This window comes from Actinoplanes sp. NPDC051861 (genome assembly GCF_040681145.1).
In the GTDB taxonomy this organism is placed as follows: Bacteria; Actinomycetota; Actinomycetes; order Mycobacteriales; family Micromonosporaceae; genus Actinoplanes.
Map to the genome: position 1 here is coordinate 211,340 of NZ_JBFAYE010000007.1, position 19,287 is coordinate 230,626.

Annotated in this window: 16 protein-coding genes and 1 riboswitch; of the genes, 3 read left to right on the top strand and 13 right to left on the bottom strand. The window is 72.4% G+C overall.

Features of this window, described 5'->3' with window-relative positions:
• The first annotated feature begins 83 nt into the window (after positions 1-83).
• Positions 84-1,007 (top strand): phosphatidylinositol mannoside acyltransferase, encoded by a 924-nt coding sequence (locus AB0M02_RS21515; RefSeq protein WP_364229275.1) that lies wholly within the window; start codon positions 84-86, stop codon positions 1,005-1,007.
• Here AB0M02_RS21515 and AB0M02_RS21520 read toward each other — a convergent pair.
• The 3 genes from AB0M02_RS21520 to AB0M02_RS21530 all read right to left on the bottom strand — a co-directional run bounded on the left by AB0M02_RS21520 (position 980) and on the right by AB0M02_RS21530 (position 5,459).
• Positions 980-2,590 carry a hypothetical protein gene (locus AB0M02_RS21520; protein ID WP_364229277.1) on the bottom strand — a complete coding sequence of 537 codons (1,611 nt, stop codon included), beginning with the start codon at positions 2,588-2,590 and terminating at the stop codon, positions 980-982. The two genes, AB0M02_RS21515 and AB0M02_RS21520, sit on opposite strands and share 28 nt — an antisense overlap.
• The gene (locus tag AB0M02_RS21525; protein ID WP_364229279.1) at positions 2,587-3,480 is read right to left on the bottom strand and encodes an ABC transporter ATP-binding protein; all 894 of its coding nucleotides are present in this window, start codon (positions 3,478-3,480) and stop codon (positions 2,587-2,589) included. Before AB0M02_RS21525 ends, AB0M02_RS21520 begins: the two co-directional genes overlap by 4 nt.
• A gap of 74 nt (positions 3,481-3,554) precedes the next feature.
• Positions 3,555-5,459, bottom strand: a complete 1,905-nt coding sequence (locus AB0M02_RS21530) for a translation factor GTPase family protein (protein ID WP_364229281.1) — start codon at positions 5,457-5,459, stop codon at positions 3,555-3,557.
• Positions 5,460-5,831: 372 nt separating this feature from the next.
• Here AB0M02_RS21530 and AB0M02_RS21535 point away from each other — a divergent pair, with 372 nt between their 5' ends.
• Positions 5,832-6,665 (top strand): nitroreductase/quinone reductase family protein, encoded by an 834-nt coding sequence (locus tag AB0M02_RS21535; RefSeq protein WP_364229283.1) that lies wholly within the window; start codon positions 5,832-5,834, stop codon positions 6,663-6,665.
• A 73-nt stretch (positions 6,666-6,738) separates the two neighbouring features.
• Here the strand turns inward: AB0M02_RS21535 and AB0M02_RS21540 are convergent, their stop codons facing one another.
• Genes AB0M02_RS21540 through AB0M02_RS21550 form a run of 3 tightly spaced genes read right to left on the bottom strand, consistent with a single transcriptional unit; the run spans position 6,739 to position 8,284 of the window.
• Positions 6,739-7,374, bottom strand: coding sequence for a histidine phosphatase family protein (locus AB0M02_RS21540; RefSeq protein ID WP_364229285.1), 636 nt, complete (start codon positions 7,372-7,374; stop codon positions 6,739-6,741).
• Positions 7,371-8,096 carry a CbtA family protein gene (locus AB0M02_RS21545; protein WP_364229287.1) on the bottom strand — a complete coding sequence of 242 codons (726 nt, stop codon included), beginning with the start codon at positions 8,094-8,096 and terminating at the stop codon, positions 7,371-7,373. The genes AB0M02_RS21540 and AB0M02_RS21545 overlap by 4 nt, the downstream gene beginning before the upstream one ends.
• The gene (locus tag AB0M02_RS21550) at positions 8,087-8,284 is read right to left on the bottom strand and encodes a CbtB-domain containing protein (protein ID WP_364229288.1); all 198 of its coding nucleotides are present in this window, start codon (positions 8,282-8,284) and stop codon (positions 8,087-8,089) included. Before AB0M02_RS21550 ends, AB0M02_RS21545 begins: the two co-directional genes overlap by 10 nt.
• Before the next feature lie 59 nt (positions 8,285-8,343).
• Positions 8,344-8,408, bottom strand: a riboswitch (cobalamin riboswitch).
• Positions 8,409-8,546: 138 nt separating this feature from the next.
• Here AB0M02_RS21550 and AB0M02_RS21555 point away from each other — a divergent pair.
• A complete protein-coding gene (locus AB0M02_RS21555; protein WP_364229545.1) occupies positions 8,547-8,726 on the top strand; it encodes an amino acid permease C-terminal domain-containing protein in 180 nt (59 codons plus the stop codon).
• Here the strand turns inward: AB0M02_RS21555 and AB0M02_RS21560 are convergent.
• Genes AB0M02_RS21560 through AB0M02_RS21590 form a run of 7 tightly spaced genes read right to left on the bottom strand, consistent with a single transcriptional unit; the run spans position 8,709 to position 19,287 of the window.
• Positions 8,709-9,155, bottom strand: coding sequence for a suppressor of fused domain protein (locus tag AB0M02_RS21560; RefSeq protein WP_364229290.1), 447 nt, complete (start codon positions 9,153-9,155; stop codon positions 8,709-8,711). The two genes, AB0M02_RS21555 and AB0M02_RS21560, sit on opposite strands and share 18 nt — an antisense overlap.
• 44 nt (positions 9,156-9,199) lie before the next feature.
• Complete coding sequence (locus AB0M02_RS21565; protein ID WP_364229292.1) at positions 9,200-11,800, bottom strand: hypothetical protein; 2,601 nt, start codon at positions 11,798-11,800, stop codon at positions 9,200-9,202.
• A gap of 36 nt (positions 11,801-11,836) precedes the next feature.
• Positions 11,837-14,251, bottom strand: coding sequence for a hypothetical protein (locus AB0M02_RS21570; RefSeq protein WP_364229294.1), 2,415 nt, complete (start codon positions 14,249-14,251; stop codon positions 11,837-11,839).
• A gap of 36 nt (positions 14,252-14,287) precedes the next feature.
• Entirely contained in the window at positions 14,288-16,003 is a 1,716-nt protein-coding gene (locus AB0M02_RS21575) for a xylan 1,4-beta-xylosidase (protein ID WP_364229296.1), read from the bottom strand.
• A complete protein-coding gene (locus AB0M02_RS21580) occupies positions 16,000-17,511 on the bottom strand; it encodes a glucoamylase family protein (RefSeq protein ID WP_364229297.1) in 1,512 nt (503 codons plus the stop codon). The genes AB0M02_RS21575 and AB0M02_RS21580 overlap by 4 nt, the downstream gene beginning before the upstream one ends.
• 14 nt (positions 17,512-17,525) lie before the next feature.
• Positions 17,526-18,347 (bottom strand): carbohydrate ABC transporter permease, encoded by an 822-nt coding sequence (locus tag AB0M02_RS21585; RefSeq protein WP_364229299.1) that lies wholly within the window; start codon positions 18,345-18,347, stop codon positions 17,526-17,528.
• The gene (locus tag AB0M02_RS21590; RefSeq protein ID WP_364229301.1) at positions 18,340-19,287 is read right to left on the bottom strand and encodes a sugar ABC transporter permease; all 948 of its coding nucleotides are present in this window, start codon (positions 19,285-19,287) and stop codon (positions 18,340-18,342) included. Before AB0M02_RS21590 ends, AB0M02_RS21585 begins: the two co-directional genes overlap by 8 nt.

The window sequence follows — 19,287 nt, forward strand, 5'->3', positions numbered from 1 at the left end:
CTTCAGACCCGATGCCGTTCGGCTGCTCAGTTCAGAGGGAGTGGCATGATCTCCATCTCGACGAGTCGGGCGGGGGAGAGCGCGTGCGCGGGGGCGGCTGGGTGCTGTACCGGCTCGGGTGGGCGGTGGTTGCTCGCCTGCCGGATCGGGTGGCGCGGGGGCTGTTCTTCCTTGCGGCGGAGGTTGTCTGGTGGCGGCGGGGTGCCGGTGTGCGGCAGCTGTGCGCCAACCTCGGCCAGGTCGCCGGTGCCGCGCCGGACAGTGCGCTGGTCCGGCGGCTGGCGCGGCTCGGGGTGCGTTCCTATCTGCGGTATTGGCGGGAGTTCTTCCGGCTGTCCGGCGCGCGGCCGCCGGTGACCTTCGAAGGGTTGGATCGGCTTCCAGCGGCGGGCTCCCGCCGCGGGGTGATCCTCGCTCTGCCGCACAGTGGCAACTGGGACCTGGCCGGCGCGGCGCTCGCCGAGTTGGGGCACCCGGTCACCACGGTTGGCCAGCGGTTGCGGCCGGAGGCGCTGTACCAGCGGTTCGTCGACGCGCGGGCCGCCGTCGGGATCGAGGTGTTGCCGGTGGATGAGCCGCGGCGCACTGTGCCGGCGCTGCGTCGGCGGCTGGCCGAGGGCGGGGTGGTCTGCCTGCTCGCCGACCGGGACGTGACCGGGGCCGGCTTGCCGGTGCGGCTGCACGGCCGGGACACCACCATGCCGGCGGGACCGGCGCGGCTGGCGCTGTCCACCGGGGCGGCCCTGATTCCGGTGAGTCTCTGGTACAGCGGCCGGGGCCTGCGGGTCCACCTGCACGAGGAGATCGTCGCGAGCGGGCGCGGGCAGGCCACGGCCATCACCCAGGCGCTGGCCGACGTGTTCACCGACGCCATCCGCCGGCATCCGCAGGACTGGCACGTCATGCAGCCGGTGTGGCCGCCGCCCCGGCCTGCCCCGTCCGCTCGCCGCAGCTCCAGCGGTTCCGAGGCCGCGGGACCTCATCCTCGCAGGTCACGCCTGCGGTAGCCGAGCGCTGCGGCGGTGGTCAGCACGACGGCGAGTCCCGTCATGGCAGCTGTCGCGGGCCAGTTGGCGTTCTGCAGGGGAACCGGCGCGAGGTGCGCGAAGGGCGAGATGTCGCGTACCCAGCCGGGTGCGCCGGCGCTCTCGGCGATCACGAGCAGCAGGAAGCCGCCGGTCGCGGGTAGCGCGCCGGCGACCGCGACGGCCCGTGGCGCCCAGCCGACGGCGAAGGCCGCCGCGGCGAGGCTCAGAAGAATGATGGGCAGCGGGTTCCAGGCGCCCTGTACGGCGGCGGCCAGGCTGAGGTCGCCGCCGATCGCGGCGACCCCGCACCAGGTGGTCAGCCCGGCGACCGTGACGAGGACAACGGCGCCGGCCGCGGTCACCAGCAGTTCAGCGCCCAGCGGGCGCAGTCTGCCGATCGGCTGGGCCGCCAGCATCGTCAACCGGCGATCGGTTTCGGCGGCGACGAAATCCGCCATCCGGACCGCGGTGAAGGCGCCGACGGGTAGTGCGAGGATGGCGAACAGGGTCGCGGCGTACCCTTCGACCGCGCCGATGTCGGCGAACCCGGCCCTGGCGGCCTCGCCGGCCAGGGCCGGGTTGTCGGCGAGGAAGCCGGTGATCGACTCCGCGGTCATGCCGATGAGCAGGTAGTAGGCGCCGATGCCGAGGGCCCAGCCGGTCAGCGGCCGCAGCAGGCGCCGGACGGCGAACGTCTCCACGCTGCCGAGCAGCCGTAGCCGGGGCCGCCGGTCCGGGTTTGCCGCCACCAGGCCGCCGCGAACGTCACGCCGGCCGGCTGCCGGCAGCGTGGCGGCGGCCACCAGCAGTGTCGCGGCGAGCAGGATGAGCAGTGGCAGGATCCGGTCCTGGTGGTACGGGCCGGCGAGGGCGAGCAGCCCGAACGGGGACAGCCACCGCAGCCAGGCCAGGTCGGTGAGGCCGTCGCCGATCATCCGCATCAGCAGGCCGGCGCCGAGTACCGCCAGCGCGGTCCCGGTCGCCGGCGCCCGGGTGGGAAACACCTGGGCGGCCAGCCCGGCGACCGCGGCGAAGTACATCCCGAGCAGGCCGGTGCCCACTCCGTGGATCAGTGCTCCCGCCGGTGGGGTGCCGGCGGCCAGAAGCACGGCGCTGACTGCGCTTCCGGCGGCGAACGCGGCGGTCATGACGACCGTGACGTGCCGGGCCACGGCGGTTCGCAAGGTGAGGCGGCCGGCGAGCAGCACGTCCCAGCGGCCGGTGTCCTCCTCGCCGCGGGTGATGCGGGTGGTGGCCAGGATCGCCCATACGCCGAGCAGGACGGCCACGAACGTGCCGACCCGCCACACGGTGAAGCCGCCCGCGTTGTCCAGCGCGACCGGCTCGCCGAACAGGGTGCGGATCGCCGGGTTGCCGGCCAGGGCCTGCAGGCTGCCGGCGGCCGCGGGGTCGGCCGTCACCTCGGCGTAGGTGCTCGCGACCAGCGCCGACATGCCCGCGGCCAGGCCGATGACGATCAGGGCACCGCGGCGGGTCTGCCGCGTGGCCAGCCGGGTGACCGCCCGCACCGGCCTGCCCGGATACGCGACGCCGGTGGTCACCGGGTGTTCCCGGTGCCGTAGTAGTCGAGGAAGATCTCCTCCAGGCTCGGCTCCCGCACCGCCAGGCCGGTGACTTCTGCCCGGGCCAGCGCTTTGAGTACCGCCGCGGGTGGTCCGGTGAACGTGAACCGCAGCCGCCCCTGCCCGTCCGGCTGCACGTCGTCGACGCCGGCGATCGCCGTCAGGACCGGTGGTGTTCCGGTATGGGTGAGGGTGACCTCGGACCGGTGCAGGCCCCGCAGCTCGCCGATCGGCGCGACCTGAATCAGCCGGCCCGCGCGCAGGATCGCGACCCGGTCACAGACCGCCTCCACCTCAGCCAGCTGGTGGGAACTGAGGAAGACGGTCTGCCCACGGTCACGGGCCGCGGTCACGGCGGTGCGGAACTCGCGTTCCATCAGCGGGTCGAGCCCGCTGGTCGGCTCGTCGAGCACCAGCAGTGGCGCGCGGGTGGCGAACGCGGCGATCAGCGCGACCTTCTGCCGGTTCCCGGTCGAGTAGGTACCGGCGGGTTTCGAGGGGTCGAGGGCGAACCGTTCGACGAGTTCGTCACGGTAGGCCGCGTCGACGCCCGGGCCGGTGCACGCCTGCAGGTGCAGGATCTCCGCGCCGGTCAGCTGCGGCCACAGCGCGACGTCCGCGGGCACGTAGGCCAGCAGCCGGTGTGCCCGCGCCACGTCTGCGGCGTCGACATCGAACACCCATGCCCGGCCGGCGGTGGGGCGGGCCAGGCCGAGCAGCAGGCGGATGGTGGTGGACTTACCGGCACCGTTCGGGCCGAGAAACCCGAACACCTCACCCGCGGTGACCTCGACGGTGAGGTCGTCGAGGGCGACCAGGCGCCCGTATCGTTTGGTCAGGCCGGCGGCGCGTAGCGCGACATCGCTCATCACGGGAGTCCTTCGTGGTCGTGCGGACATGACCGCCGACCAGACTTCCCGGCACACCTGCCCTCACCGTACGCCTACCGCCCCACCCGGCGCAGGACGTGGAGCAGGTATTCCTTGCGGTCGGTGGGGTCGGGGCCGGAACGCCGGCGTCGGGGTGGGCGGCCGCTGACGTCCGCGTACTTGGCGAAGGCGCTCTCCAGGACTCCCTCGCCCCTGGTCAGGCCGGGCAGGCGGCGCTGCAGCTCGTGGACCCGGGCCGCGGGGATCTCACCGGCGATCTCCACCGCGTCGCGGCCCCATGGGGTGGTGGACAGGGGGATGGCGCCCAGGCGGGCGAGCACCGGCAGCAGGCCGATCACGGCGGCGTCGGGGACCTCGGCGCGGAACGTGTGGATCGGTTCCATCACCACGGTTCCGGCGTGACGGAGCGCTTCCATCAGCACGAGCGGGGTCACGCCGCGGAAGTCGGCCCCGGTGCTCGACATGCTCTTGTCGAAGACGGCGTGCGAGTGTGACTGGCGCGGCGAGTACCCGGAGTGGGTCATCGTGACGGCGCAGCCGGGGATCGGCCATCCGTGAACGCCCTGCTGGAGGGTTTCGCGGACGGACTGTTCGACGGCGGTGAAGAACGCGGCGGGCATGGAGCCGAGTTCGACGCCGAGGCCGAAGGTGATTCCCGCGCCGGGTGCCACGCGCAGGCCGACGGTCGCGAGGAACGGGTTCGGGTCGATCTTGTTGAACGCCACGGCCTCGCCGGTGCCGGTCAGGCGTTCGGCGTACAGGGTGGTGGTTTCGCGGAAGGTGACGGCCAGGCCGTACTGTTCGGCCAGCGTCGCCTGCAGGACCTCCTTCTGCACCTCGCCGTAGAGCGAGACGTAGACCTCGTCGTCCTGACGGAGATTGATCAGGGGGTCCTGCTCGGCGAGTTCCGCCAGCGCGGCGTGCAGGGCGCCGCGGTCGGTGTGACGGGCCGCGAGCACGGCGGTTTCCAGGCTGGGCGGGGCGAAGTGCGCTGGGTGCGCTTTTTTTGATCGTACGCCCAAAGCGTGCCCGATTCGCGCGGAGGTCAGCCCGCGTACCCTGGCTATCTCACCCACCGTGATGGCGTCGCGGGTCTGGGTGGCGCCGCCGGCGAAGGTCTCCATGCCGGTGATCCGATCGTCGCCCACCGTGTCGCGGACGCGCAGCGTGCCGTCGAACACGCGCAGGTAGGCCTGTTTCTCCCCGGCGGCGCCCCGGTCGATTTTGAACACTGTGGCGGAGGCCGGCGCGGCCGTCTGCCCGGACGCGGGCGGGAGCAGGTGGGTGATGCCGTCGATGAGGTGCTCGATGCCGGCGCCGGTGATGGCCGAGCCGAAGTAGACCGGGTGCACGCGGTCGTGGACCCGCAGCGGCGGGGGAGGGCGTTCTTCGACGAGGGCGGCGAGTACGTCGTCGTCGTGGTCGGCGAGGCGCAGCAGGTCGATCTCGGTGTGGACGGTGGCGTCGCGGGTGCCGAGGTTGCCGACGTGGCTCATCGGGACGATCGACGGGCTGACCCGGGTGGCGATCTCGTCGAGGACGCCGGTGAAGCGGGCGCCGGTGCGGTCCACCTTGTTGACGAGGATCAGGGTGGGGATGCGCAGGCGGTGCAGGGTGCGGGCGAGGACACGGGTCTGCGCCTGGACGCCCTCCACCGCGGAGATCACCAGGACGGCGCCGTCGAGGACGTCGAGGACGCGTTCCACCTCTGCGATGAAGTCGGGGTGGCCGGGTGTGTCGATCAGGTTGACGGTGCGGTCGCCGAGCGGGAACGAGGCGACGGCGGAGCGGATGGTGATGCCGCGGCGGCGTTCCAGTTCGAGGGTGTCGGTCTGGGTGCTGCCGTCGTCGACGCTGCCGAGGTGGTCGATGACACCGGCGGTGTGCAGCAGCCGCTCGGTGAGGCTGGTCTTACCGGCGTCGACGTGCGCGAGGATGCCGAGATTGAGAATTGACAAGCGTCATGTCCTTAGAAGTGGTTTCCGGCGGGGACATGTACGCAGCTCGCATCTCGGTTTCCTCTCTGTGTGCGAGGGCCCAGCTCATCAGCCGGTTCCGGGCGCCGGCAACCGAATTTTCCGTCCTAGGATGGCTTAGGGCCAGTGCGGCAAGCCGCACCAACAGCGAAAGGACGGCTTCGCCGACCACCACGCGAACGTGGGGTATGGTTTCGGGCGTGACTGCCGGGTCGGCCTTTGGCCATTACCGAGTGGGGCACCCGGCCGGCGCGTGATCGCCCGGCGGCCGCCCCGGTCGCCTGCCGCGCGTGCACCGCCGTCCTCCTTTCTGATCGCCGTGTCTCTTGTTGGCTCGTTATCAGAAAGTTGAGAATGCCGAACGATTTCAATGGTCCTGTTATCGATGAGTTCCGTGCCAACCACGGTGTCGTGGGAGGCATGTTCGAGGGTGGGCGCCTGGTCCTGGTGACCACGACCGGCGCCCGGTCCGGGCAGAAGCACACGGTGCCGCTCGGTTATCTGCCGGACGGCGGTGAGCGGATCCTGGTGATCGCTTCCGCGGGTGGTTCGCCGCGGCACCCGGCCTGGTTCCACAATCTGCTGGCCGAGCCGGTCGTCACGGTCGAGGACGGCACGTTCACCTACGACGCGAGGGCGTCGGTGCTCGCCGGTGCCGAGCGCGATGAGGCGTTCGCGCGGGCGGTCGAGGTCGACAGTGGGTGGGCGGATTACGAGAAGCAGTCCGGGCGTACGTTGCCGGTGGTGGCCCTGACCGCGATCCCCGGGCCGCCGCGCACCGATGCGGCGACGCCGGGCGGGATGCTCAAGCTGGTGCACGACGCGTTCCGGCGGGAGTTGTCGCTGATCCGGGCGGAGGTGGCCCGGTCGGGTCCGGTGCTGGGCGCCCAGTTGCGGGTCAACTGCCTGAGTCTGTGCGCGGGTCTGCACGGTCATCACGTACGCGAGGACGAGGGCATGTTTCCCGGCCTCGAGCAGTACCGTCCGTCGCTGGGGCCGGTGATCGACGAGTTGCGTGCCGAGCATGAGGTGATCGCCGGCCTGGTGGGGCGGCTGCGGGAGGTTCTGGCTGATCCGGGGATGGCACGGGATGTGCTGTCGGCTGAGGTGTCGCGGTTGACCGCTGAGGTGGAGTCGCATCTGGATCACGAGGAGGCGGCGCTGATCCCGGTTCTCGACGGGGCCTGACGGGGTCGGAGCGCTGGGCGGCAGCTCCCGGACGCGAGCTGCCGCCGAGACACCTCTCGGGAGCGTGCTGGGTTCAGGGTGCCCGGAAGTGCACGTGCCAGCGGCCGGCTCGGTGGGTCAGGCGGATGACGGCCAGTGGGGCTACGTCGAGTTGCCAGATCGCGGCCGGGGGGAGGGTGAGGGCTGCGGCTACGGCGGCGCGGATCACTGTGGGGTGGGCTACGGCGGTCAGGTCGTGAGTTGTGTGCCGGGCCAGCCAGGTGGACACCCGGGAGGTGACGCCGGCCAGGGATTCGCCGCCGTGGGGGGTGGCGTGCGGGTCGGTGAGCCACAGGTGCAGGTCGGCGGGGTCGATGTCGGCCAGGGCGCGGCCGGTCCACGTGCCGTAGGAGGGGTCGGCGAGGGCCGGTTCGACGGCCGGGGTGGCGCCGAGGGCGGCGGCGGTCTCGCGGGCGGCTCGGGAGGGCGCGGTGAGCCAGGTCCCGCGGGCGACAGCGGGGCCGCTGCTGAGTGCGGTGCCGTGTGCGGGACCGGGGCCGCTGCTGAGTGCGGTGCCACGGGCGGCGGCGGTGGGACCGGGCCCGCGGGTGGTCAGGTTCAGGGCGCGGGCGGCCTGGGTGCCGCCTTCGTCGAGGGGGTCGTCGCCGCCGAACACGGCCCGGCGCAGGGCGGGGGTGTGTCCGGCGGCGATCAGCCGCAGGCCGGTCACGCGGTGACCTTGACCTCCGGGGCGTCCGCCGGGCGGCGGCGGGGGGTCAGGAGCGCGGCGTAGGTGAGGCCGAGGGTGGTCCAGAGCACGACCTGGGTGCCCAGTGAGGAGATCCGGAAGTTCCAGAGCAGGGTGGCCGGGAACGTGGCGGGTACCTCGTCGAAGGTGGGCAGCAGCAGGTGGGCGACGGTGACGACGGCCAGGAAGCCGAGGGTTGCGGCGGTGGCGCGGCGCCAGTCGGTGTTCTGGGTGCGGGCGGCGAGTGCGGCGGACCAGACGGCGACCAGGCCGAGGGCGACCGCGGCGAGGTAGGCGATGGTCCGCTGGTCGATGGTGGCGGGGTCGCCGACCGCGGGTGGGTTGGGCGGGTATTTGACGAACGGCACGATGACCAGGCCGATCAGGGTGCCGGCGGCGAGGGTGAGTGCGGCGCGGGCGTCGCTGGTGGTGTGCAGGCGGCGGCGCAGCAGGGTGTATGCGACGGCGAAGATGCCGCCGAGTGCGAGCCCGTAGAGGCCGGTGGCGAGGAACAGGCCGATGCCGGACTGGGTGCCGCGGCTGACGAGTTCTTCGCCGCCGTGGGTGTGCGGGCCGGCGGCCTCTTCGATGGCGATGGCGGCGTCGATGTGCGGTTCGCCGAAGAGGTGGGCGAAGCCGCCGGCGAGCAGTCCCGCGATCAGCCCGGCCAGCAGGCCGCGCAGCAGCAGGTGTTTCAGTGGCACGGGACACCGAGCAGGTGGCGGCCGTCGTGCATGAGCTCGTGCAGGAGGGTGCCGCTCTGGGAGACGGCGCCCTGGTCGAAGGCGACGAGGTAGGCGAGCAGCAGCAGGACGCCTGTGACGGCGGCGGCGGTCGCGGCGAGCTTGGGGGAGACGGCCGGAACCGAGACGACTGACGTGGTCTTGGGCACGGTGGGATCAACCTCCTACGGGATGACGCGTCCCGATCGATGGGGCCTGCGACGCGTGAGCGTTCTGACTCACCGGTTGCCCGGTTCACAGTGGCGCGACCGCACCGGATTCTCACCGGTTTCCCTCGCGACGCCGCAGATTTCGTGCCTTCAACCTAGTGGCCGGGGTGGGCCTGGCACAACCGGGGCGCGACTGGCATCGACGGTTGTGGATGCGATCACGGGCGGGACGTGATATTCCGGGGGTGCGGCGGTGACCGGCATGCAGGACCTGCCGCGCACGTTCAGGGTCCCGGGCGTGCCGGTCGTCGGGATCGTGTTCACGCTGTGGCTGATCACGTTCCTGGCGCCGGTGACGTGGCTGCGCTTCGCGGTGTGGTTCCTTATCGGCGGGGCCGTGTACTGGTTCTACGGCCGCAGGCACTCACTGCTCAATCAGTAGGAACTGCACCTGCCCGTTCGGGGTGTCGATCACCCCGAGGTCCGGGTCGGCGGCGACGGTGAGCGTCCCGGTGTCGCCGAGGTCGACCCGGTGGCCGGGTTCGAGCAGTACGCCGCGGCTGTTGACGTGCTGGGCGGCGCGGCGCAGCACGTCGATCGGCCAGGTGGGCATCGGTTCCTCGGCGGGGATCCGCAGGGTCAGCTCGAAACCCCAGCCGGAGAAGTCCGGGTCGTCGTCGGGGGATTTGCCGCCGAGTTCGGACAGTCCGTAGGTGACGAAGTGCCAGTGGGTGGTGGTGCGGTACGCGGAGCAGCCGTGCAGGCCGCCGGCGGTGGCCGGGGCCATGGGCTGGTGGTGGGGCCGCACGCCGGGGTAGCGGCGTGCGAGCGCGGCGTCGATCGCGTCGCGGCCTGGTGCGGTGCTGGTCACGGCGGCATTATGCAGCTTTGTTGATCATTGGTCGGGTGCCGGTCTCACCTGGTGACACGATCCTGGCCGTGCGGTGCCTGGCCGTGCGGTGCCTGGCCGTGCGGTGTCTCGCCGTGGCGGGCGGCCTCGCGCCACGCCCGTCGCGCGGCGGCCCGGATCTTCGCCCGGCCGCGATCCGATCCGGTACCGGATTCGGCGAGGCTGTCCAGCGTCGCGGCCAGCAGCGCCCGGTGCCGGGGCAGGCCGCCGGTCCGGGCGTCGAGGGCCAGTTCGTGGAGCTCGCTGATCAGCAAGGGCGGTTCGAGATCCCGGTCCTGCAGCGCCTCGACGAGCTCCGGCCACGCCGCGGCCTCACCGGCGCGTAACGCCTGGCGGAACGCCATGGTGGACCGCCAGCGGGCGAAGTTGCGGGCATGTTCCGTCTCGGCCGTGGCCAGTTCCCGGCGGGCGGCGATGCCCTTGCGCATCAGCGAGCCGGCGTCGGCGTAGGTGGCCGACTCGCGCAGCACCTCGTACGCCTCGGTGGCGTTGCCGCGCCGGACGAGTTCGTCGGCCAGCCGGGTGCGTATCGCGTCGGTGTTGCCCTCGGCCAGGGCGGCAGCGGCCTCCGTCGCCCGCCCGTCCGCGTCGAACAGGGCGGCCAGCCGCTGGTGCGGGGCGCGCTGTTCGGCGACGGCCCGGCTCTCGGCGAGCGAGTGCTGCAGGCGGACGTGGCGGAACTGGTATCCGGCGCCGGTGGTCCGCAGGATGCCCAGGGCTGCGGCGTCGGCGAGGAACGACATGAGCCGGGCCGGGCGGCGGCGCCGCAGCGTTGCCGGGATTCCGGTCAGCACGTGCACGCCCCACGCACTGACCAGCAGTGCCAGCGCGACCGGCGCCGTCACATAGACGAAGATCACCAGCATGGTCGAGGCTGGCCGTCCCACCGTCGGTGGTGGCATGGGCGGCACGAGCCCGGAAGCGATCAGGTCTTCGAGCAGGATCCCCGCGGCCCACGTCGGGGGAAGGAGGATCGTGGCGAGCGCCAGCGCGAGCAGCGCCGCCCGCCGTACGGTGACCGCGCGATCGGCGCGGTAGAGCAGGTCCGGATGCAGTGCCGCGCCCGGGTCGGCCGATGCTTTCCAGTCGACGCAGCAGGCGACCCCGGCGCTCGCGACGACGAGCGAACCGGCCAGTACGACGGCCAGGTAGGGGCCGCCGAGAGCGTTTAGGAAACCGGACACTCGATCGTGGATGTGGATCAGCACGGGGTCGGTCGGTGCCACGAAGATCCGGGTGAAACGGCGGGCGGCGAGCCCGAGGACCGGCCAGCCGGTGACCTCGGTGGCGATCCACGGCGCGGCGCGCAGAAGGAGCAGGGGGAAACCTATCGCCAGGACCGCGACGGCGAGCACGACGGTCAGCAGCCAGCGAGGCTCCGGAACACGCCAGGTGAGGACGCGGCGCTGGGGGAGCACCGTCAACTCGGGGCGATCCCACCACAGGTATTCCGTCTCGCCGCGGCGGGTCATATCGGTGGCGAGCTCGGTGAGCCACCGGTGTGCGGCTTGCGGCGACCAGGCCCGGACCAGTGGTTCGGCCTGCTCGGGGGTGCCGTCCGCGGCGCGGACCCGTTCGGTGTGGGCGGTGAACACCGCGGGGACGTAGGCCTGCAGGAGGTGCTGTTCCAGGCCGGCCGCGGTGGTGTGGGCGTTCAGGTCGGCGACGGTGAGGTGGCCGGCCCGGTAAAGGGTGGCGATCAGGTGGACCAGCAGGGGCGAGGTGAGCGCGGCGGCCAGCGGGCTGTCCGCTCGCACGGTGGTGGCGTCCCACCGGCAGCGGGCCCTCAGATAACGGATCGCGTCAGGCGCCGACAGCGGCCGCAACTCGACTTCGAGGACCCGGTCGGGGCGCGGGCCGCCGCCCGCTGCGGCGTGGAACTCGCCTGTGCGGCAGGCCAGGACGAACGGCAGGTCGCCGGGGGCCTCGGCCAGGTCGCGCAGCATGCGGTGGCGCAGTTGCGGGGGCGCCTCGTCGAGGCCGTCGACGACCGGCACGATCTTCCGGTCGCGGACCAGGTGCCAGGCGGTGTCGCCGGTGGTGAAGGTGGCGTACTGGCTCAGGCGGTGCACCAGCCAGCCGTCGAAACTGCCGCGGCCAGGGTCCCAGTCGGCGACCGGCACCAGCACCGGCACCGGGTCGCCGGGTCTGCGGCGGGCGAGCAGGCCCAGGGTGAGCAGGACGAGGGTGGAGCTCTTGCCCGAGCCGGCGGCGCCGAGGACGGCCAGGCGCGTCACGGGCATCGCGGCCGCCAGGGCGACGAGGTGCTCGACGGTGCCGGAGACGGTGCCGTCGGACCAGGTCAGGTGCAGCTCGTCGGTGACGCCCAGCGGCAGCCGGCGGGCGTGGGCCTCAGCGCGCCACTGCCGGTCCACCTCGGCGGCGAAGGACTCCAGGTCACGGGCCGCATCGGACGGGCGCGCCGGCGGGCGCAGGGTGACCAGCAGGGTGGCGGCGGCGACCAGCAGCGCGGCCACACCGGCCGCCCAGCCGGCCACTTCGAGACGGTGGTGGCCGGGGATCGGCCACAGCAGAGCGGTGAGCAGGGGGACGACGGTCACCGCTGCCAGCAGGGACAGGCCGGCCCGCCGCCATGTTCTGCGCACCCCCGTAGTGTGCCGGGCGATCCACTCAGGAGGCCATCATCGTTCGGACGGTGGTCCCACCTGGTGGCACGGTTCGGATTCCTCGGCGGCGCGGTGGGCGTCGGCCACGATGTCGCGCACAAGGCGGCGCATGAGCGGGTGTGCGGTCGCCGCGACGCTGTCCAGGGCATCGGCGAGTGCGCGGCGGTGGTGCGGGAGGCCCGCGTCGCGGGCGTCGGTGTAGGCACCGGTGAGCAGGTGTATCCGATCGATGGTCGACGAGTGCATGGTGCGGACGGTGTCGACGAATTCGGGCCAGGCTTGCGGTTCCCCGCCGCGCAGCGCCGAACGGAACGCGTCGACGGCACGGTTGCGGAGGATACCGATTGCCGACAGAAACCGCTCCGGTGGCGACATCGTTGCGCGCACAGCGACGCCGAGGCGGGTCAGCGCCAGCGGATCGCCGTTGGCGGCGGCCTCCTGCAGCACGCGGACCGCCCGCCGGCCGTGCCCGCTGCTGATCAGTTCGCCGGCGAGGCGGGTGCGCACGGCCGCGGTGTTGCCCTCGGTGAGCACGGCGGCCGCCGCGGGGGCGTCCCCGGCGGCGGTGAGGATCGCGGCCAGCTGCTGGGGAGGACTGGTTCCTTCGGCGACGGCCCGGGACTCGGCCAGTGAGTGCTGCAGCCGGACGTGGCGGAACTGGTAACCGGTGCCGGTTCCGCGCAGGACACCGAGGGCGGCAGCGTCGGCGAGGAAGGTCATCTGCCGGATCGGGCGGCGGCCTCTGGCCGTGGCGTACCAGCCGGCCACGATGTGCACGCCCCAGTCCGAGGCGAGCAGCAGAGCCAGCGTGGATGCGGTGAACAGGACAAGACCCAGCACCAGCCATGGCAGCGGCGACATCTGCCCGGGCCCGGTGTACGTCGTCGCTTTGACCCCTGCGCTGTAGAGGACGAACGCCGTGAAGGCGGATCCGATCAGTGTGCTGCGGCGGAGTGCGACCGCACGGTCGCGGCGGTAGAGGTCGACGGGAGTCGATGCCGTGTCCGGATCGGCCGGGGGTGTCATGCCGCCGCGCGCGGCGAGGACCATGGCGGCCAGGACGGCGAACAACCCCGCCGACACCGCGGCGGTCAGGTCGGTGAGCAAGGCTGGGACGGCGTCCGTCCACCATGAGGGCGCGACCCAGAGCACGAAGGCGAGGTACAGCAGCGGGGCGGCGAGGACCGCACCGGTCAGGACCCGTCCCGGCCTGCGGGGGAACGGGGAGGCCGACGGCAGGACGCGGTCGGACATGGTGGGGTACAGGTAGCGCCGCCGTCCCACCCACCAGCGGTACTCGGTGCGGCCGGTGCGGGTCATGTCGACGGCGAGTTCGGTGAGCCACCGGTGGGCCGCCCTCGGTGGCCAGGCGCGGGGCAGCGGCCCGGCCCGTTCGGTGCGGCCGCCGGCCTTGCGCAGCCGGTCGGCGTGAGCGGTGAACACGGTGGGGAGGTAGGCCTCGAGAAGGTGCTGTTCCAGGTCGGCGGACGTGGCGAAGGCGGTCAGGTCGGTGACGGTGAGCCGGCCGGCCCGGCAGAGGGTACTGATCAGATGGACCAGCAGGGGTGAGGTGAGGGCGGCGGCCAGGGGGCTGTCCGCTCGCACGGTGGGGGTGTCCCACTGGCAGCGGGCGCCCAGATAGCGGATCGCGTCGTCCGGCGTCAGGGGCCGCAACTCGGCTTCGACGAGACGGTCCGGCCGTGGTCCGCCGCCGGCGGCGTGGAACTCGGCGGTGCGGCAGGCCACGACGAACGGCATGTCCCCGGGAGCCTCGGCCAGTTCGCGCAGGATCCGGCGGCGCAGATCGGGTGGTGCCTCGTCGAGGCCGTCGACGACCGGCACGATCTTCCGATCGCGCACCAGGTGCCGGGCGGCGTCGCCGCCGGTGAGGGTGGTGTACTGGCGCAGGCGGCGCTCCAGCCAGGCGTCCATGTCCTCCCGGGCGGGATTCCAGTCGGCGACCGCGAACAGGACCGGGACGGGATCGCCGGGGGCGCGGCGGGCCAGCAGCCCGACGGTGAGCAGGACCAGGGTGGAGCTCTTGCCGGAACCGGCGGCGCCGAGGACGGCCAGACGCGGAACGGGCATCGCGGCGCACAGCGCGACCAGGTGGTCGATGCCGCCGCTGACGGTGCCGTCGGTCCAGCTCAGGTGCAGCTCGTCGGTGACGCCCAGGGGCAGGCGGCGGGCGTGTACCTCGGCGCGCCACTGCCGGTCCACCTCGGCGGCGAACGATTCCAGGTCGGCGGGACGGGCCGGTGGGCGCGGGCCGAACACCAGGGCCGCGGCGGCGACGAGCAGGGCGGCCACCCCGGCGGCCCAGCCGGCCACTTCGAGCGGGTGGTGGCCGGGGACCGGCCACAGCACGGCGGCGAGCAGCGGGACCGCGGCCAGCAGGGACCAGCAGACTCGCTGCCATGTTCTCGGCATGCTGGCAGTCTGCCGAACGATCCACTCAGGAGGCCATCAGCCGATGGTCACGAACGCGATCCCCGGATTGGGCAGATCCAGGATCAGCTCCTCGCCCGGTTCCAGGGTGTGCGGCGGCTGGGACTCGTCGAGGTGGTCGAGGGCCTGCAGGACCTCCCACTCGGCCGGGGTGGGCCAGTCGCCGGCGGGGGCGTCGCGGGCCGGGTTGCCGTGGTCGTCGTCGACGCGCCACACGCGTACGGTGCCGGGGGTTTTCAGGGGGACGCGCAGCCGGACCCGGCGCGCCAGGGCCGGGTCACCCGCGGCCTTGCCGTGGTCGAGGGTGGCGTTCCACAGCAGGATCGCCCAGCCGGACGGGGTCCGCGACGCCCACGCCTCGACGAGGCTGCCCGCGCCGTCGCCGGTGAGGGTGACCGGTACCTGTACGTCGCCGAGCCGGTTGGCCAGGTGCAGCGCCCAGAACTTGGGTTTGGCCAGGTTGCCGACGGTGAGCAGGCCGAACCCGCCGTGCCACAGCCGGTCCGGGCGGCCGAGTTCCTCGAAGTGGTCGGAGACGACCCACGGGGCGAGGGCGTCGAGGCGGCCGGCGGCCGAGTGCATGCCCTTGAGCAGGAACGCGGCGGCGAACACGGTGTCGTTGACCGGGCTGCCGTGGGTGGCGGTGACGCCCCACTCGGTCCACCACAGGGGGCGGCCGCCGGCCAGGGGGCGCAGGTCCAGGGGCAGGGTGCCGTAGACGTGGGTGGACAGGAAGTCGACCGGTGCGTCCACCTTGAGCTGGTCGTCGATCCAGCCGACGGCGGCGGTGGAGGGGCCGCCGACGCGCAGGGCCGGGTCGACGGATTTGATCGCGGTGGCGGTGGCCTCGTAGAGGCGCCAGTAGTCGGCGGGGGTGCCGGAGAAGAACACCGACAGGTTGGGTTCGTTCCACACCTCGAACGCCCAGGTGCGGACCTCGGCGGCGCCGTAGCGGCGGATCAGCTCGCGGACCAGGTCCTGGATCATGGCGGACCAGGCGTCGAGGTCCTTGGGCGGGGAGATGCAGGCCTCGTAGGCGAAGACGGTGCGCGACGGGTCGGCGGCCAGCGCCGGTGGCATGAAGCCGAGTTCGACGACCGGGCGCATGCCCAGGTGCAGGATCAGGTCGTAGATACGGCCGATGTCGTCGAGGTCGCTGCCGAGGATGTGGTGGGCGCGGACCTGCCGCACGCCGAGTTCGTCGTGGGCGCGGCGCAGCGCGGCGTACAGTTCGGCGCCGATCGGGCGGCCGCCGGTGGTGTCGGTGGACAGCAGGTGGCTCAGGTGCTCGGAGCCGACCATGGCCTGCCACACCCGGTGCAGGGGCTGTTCGTCGCCGCCGACGGTGGCGGTGACGGCCGCGTCCGGGGTCCACGGTGACACCGGCACGGCCTCGGAGAGCGGGCCGATGGCGTTGACGGTCTGCAGGGCGGCCACGGCGTACCAGCCGCCGCGGCCGCCGGTGGTGTCGGCGTACGGGCCGTGCGGCACGGCCAGGACGTCACCGCCGCCGTGGTCGACGACGGTGAACGGGCCGGCCGGGTTGTCGGCGCGGTGCACGGCGTACCCGATGGCGCCGGGCACCGGCCGCCAGTCGACGGTGACCTGGCCGCGGCCCTTGGTGACGGTGACGCCGCGCGGTGCGGGCAGGTCGGCGGCGACCGGTTCGCCGGGTTCGCGGTCCTGGGCGCCGCCGCCGCCCATCAGCGCGGCCCACTGCTCCCGGGCGTTCACGCGGGCTCCCGGGTCAGCTGCGGCAGCTTCTGCCCGGCCGGGATGTTGAACGTCTCCGCGGCCAGCAGCGGCCTTATCGCGCGTTCGAACGACGGTGTGACGAAGGCGCGTTTCACCAGGTCCCGGCCGAGGTGATTGCCGAGCGCCCCCATGATCATGGATTGGTCGAGGGAGAGGTAGCGCTGGGCGACGGTGCCGGAGCCCACGGCGATGGCGTCGTAGAAGCCGCCGGGGCCGTAGGCGCCGAGTGACGCCAGGTGGGCCAGGTTGGCGCGGACCGGGCCGGGTGCGTACGGCAGCGCCAGGAACGCCGCGTGCGGGGTGACCACCCCGTCGCCGTAGGACGGTGCCGGGCCGGGCGGGCGGCAGTCCCCGAACCCGGCGTCGTACTTGGAGGCCTGCACATCCGACGGGTACCCGTCGGTGTCCATGCCCATCGCGTCCACGCCGTAGACGGCGTACCCGCCGGACGGGTTCGACGCCGGCGAGAACCCCCACGCCCCGTAGCCGGCGTCGTTGAGGCCGTGCTCGATCTGCGCGGCGACCGTCGCCGGATGGTTGCGGCCCCACGACCGCGGCCCCCACTGCGCCTCCGGCACGAACAGGTCCGGCATCAGCGCCTCGAACATGTCCCCGCCCCAGCTGGGCACGAACGTGATCCCCCGGTAGCGGTAGGAGCCCTCGTAGACCGTGCGGCCCCGGTGCGTGGTGGTGAACCCGGTGGGGCGCATCTCCTGCCAGGCGTAGTCACAGGAGTCCGGCAGGGTGCGCATCGTGTCGAAGTAGGCGGTCGGCGGGATCTGCCCGGCGCCGATGCCGAGGTAGGTCGCGATCCGCGGCTCGGTCACCGTGATGTCGTAGTGGTTGCAGGTGAACCAGACGCCGTCGCGCGGCACCGAGCAGCCCGGCGGCGCGGTGTCCCAGAACCCGCCGCGGATCAGGCCGCGGGTGCCGATCGGGCTGGTGGCGGCCGGGTTGAAGTAGAAGCCGAAGTTCATCGTCCGCAGGATCGCCTCGGCCGCGGCGCGCTGCGACGGTACGGCGCCGGCGACCACGCGCAGGCCGGCGGCGAGCCAGCCGTTGTCGACGCTGGACAGGAACGGGGTGACCGTCGAGCCGTCCTCCGGCCACGTCGTCACGACGGCGCCGGTGGCCGGGTCGTACCAGTTGTAGAACATGCCCGAGGCGCCGTGGTGGCGCAGGGTCCGCAGCGTGCGCAGGGTCTGGGCGACGCGGCGGGTGGCCTCGGCGGAGGAGATGATCCGCAGGTCGCGGGCCACCACCGCCGACCACAGGTATCCGCCGATGTTGGTCGGTGAGGTGTAGGCCGAGGTGCCGGTCAGGTCACCGCGGACGTTGTCGGCGACCAGGCCGGTGCGCGCGTCGGTCATCGCCACCAGCGACCGCCAGGTGTCGGCGGCATAGCGGCGCAGCGGATCAGCGGCGGCGGCGGGCACGGCCGGCAAGATCAAGATCAGGGACAGCAAGGGTACGAGCAAACGCTTCACGAGAACACCTCCGGCTACTTGAGTCCGGTCATCGCGATGCCGCGCATGAAATGCCGCTGCAGCGCCAGGAAGACGATCAGTACGGGCAGCACGACCACGACCGCACCGGCCAGCAGCAGCCCGTAGTAGATGCGGTTCTGCCCGATGCTGTAGAGCGCGAGCGCGACCGGCAGCGTGTACATGTCGTCGGTGGTGGCCACCACGAGAGGCCACAGGAAGTTGTTCCACGAGGTCAGGAACGTCAGGATGCCGAGGGTGGCCAGGGCCGGCTTGCACAGCGGCAGCACCACCCGCCAGAAGATGCGCCACTCGCCGGCCCCGTCGACGCGGGCCGCCTCGATCAGGTCGTCGGGGACCTGCTGCAGGAACTGGCGCATCAGGAACACGCCGAACGGGCCGGCCACGAACGGCAGGACCAGACCGGCGTACGAGTTGGCCAGTCCCAGGTTGCTGACCAGCACGAACTGCGGGACGAACAGCACCATGCCGGGCACCATCAGCATGCCCATCACGGTCAGGAACAGCGCCTTGCAGCCGGGGAAGTCCAGCTTGGCCAGGGCGTAGCCGAGCAGCGAGCAGAACACCAGGTTCCCGGCGGTGACCAGCACGGCCACGATCGCGGAGTTGGCGAAGTAGCGGGGGAAGTCGAGCCGGTCGAACAGCTGGGCGTAGTTGGCCAGGCTCCAGTCGCGCGGCCACCAGGCCGGCGGCACGGCCCGGATCTCGGCCTCCGGCTTGAACGACGACAGCGCCATCCACAGGAACGGGCCGACGACCACGAGCAGGCCGAGCACCAGCACGGTGTAGAGGCCGATCTTGGCGAGGCGGTCAGTCATCGCGGTTCCCCAGCAGCCGGAACTGCAGCACGGACAGGGCGACCACGGCGACGAACAGCACGTAGGACACGGCCGAGGCGTAGCCGTAGTTGCCGAGGCCGAACTGGTTGTAGACGTGGTACGACACCGACAGGGTGCTCTGCAGCGGCCCGCCCTGGGTCATCACCAGGGGTTCCTCGAACAGCTGCAGGTAGCCGATGCCGGTGATCACCGCGCCGAACAGCAGGGCCGGGCGCAGCAGCGGCAGCGTGACGTGCCGGAACTGGGCCCAGCGGCCGGCGCCGTCGAGGGTGGCGGCCTCGTAGAGATGCTGCGGTATCCCCTGCAACCCGGCCAGGAAGATCACCATGAGGGTGCCGAAGTTGCGCCACGCCGCCATCACGATGATCGAGGCGAGGGAGGTGCGGGTGTCGCCGAGCCAGTTCGGGCCGTCGACGCCGATCGTGCCGAGCAGGTTGTCGATCAGGCCGGCCTCCGGGTCCAGCAGGAACCGCCAGATCACCGCGATCGCCACGATGCTGGTGACCACCGGCAGGTAGAAGCCGACCCGGAACGCCGCCCGGAACCGGATCAGGCCCGAGTTGACGGCGTTCGCGGCGGCCAGCGCGGCGATCATGGTCAGGGGCACGCCGACCAGGACGAACACGGTCGTGTTGAGCGCCGCGCGGCGCAGCAGGTCGTCGCCGAACAGCCGAGTGTAGTTGCCCAGGCCGGCGAACTCGACCGCCCACGGCGTGCGCATGTCGGTGGCGCGCATGTCGGTGAAGCTCATGACCAGCGACGCGGCCACCGGCAGCAGCAGGAAGACACCGAAGATCAGCACGAACGGTGCGGCGAAGGACCACCCGGTGAGCGCGCGCGAACCGCGCCGGGCCGGGGTGCGAAGCCGCTCATGTGGCGGCGGTTCGCGTAGGCGTACATCTTGCGTGGTTGTCGTCAT

Coding starts and splice junctions, on each gene's coding strand:
- AB0M02_RS21525 (WP_364229279.1), bottom strand. CDS start 3,480: ATGAGCGATGTCGCGCTACGCGCCGCCGGCCTGACCAAACGATACGGG.
- AB0M02_RS21535 (WP_364229283.1), top strand. CDS start 5,832: ATGCCGAACGATTTCAATGGTCCTGTTATCGATGAGTTCCGTGCCAAC.
- AB0M02_RS21555 (WP_364229545.1), top strand. CDS start 8,547: ATGCAGGACCTGCCGCGCACGTTCAGGGTCCCGGGCGTGCCGGTCGTC.
- AB0M02_RS21570 (WP_364229294.1), bottom strand. CDS start 14,251: ATGCCGAGAACATGGCAGCGAGTCTGCTGGTCCCTGCTGGCCGCGGTC.
- AB0M02_RS21585 (WP_364229299.1), bottom strand. CDS start 18,347: ATGACTGACCGCCTCGCCAAGATCGGCCTCTACACCGTGCTGGTGCTC.
- AB0M02_RS21590 (WP_364229301.1), bottom strand. CDS start 19,287: ATGACGACAACCACGCAAGATGTACGCCTACGCGAACCGCCGCCACAT.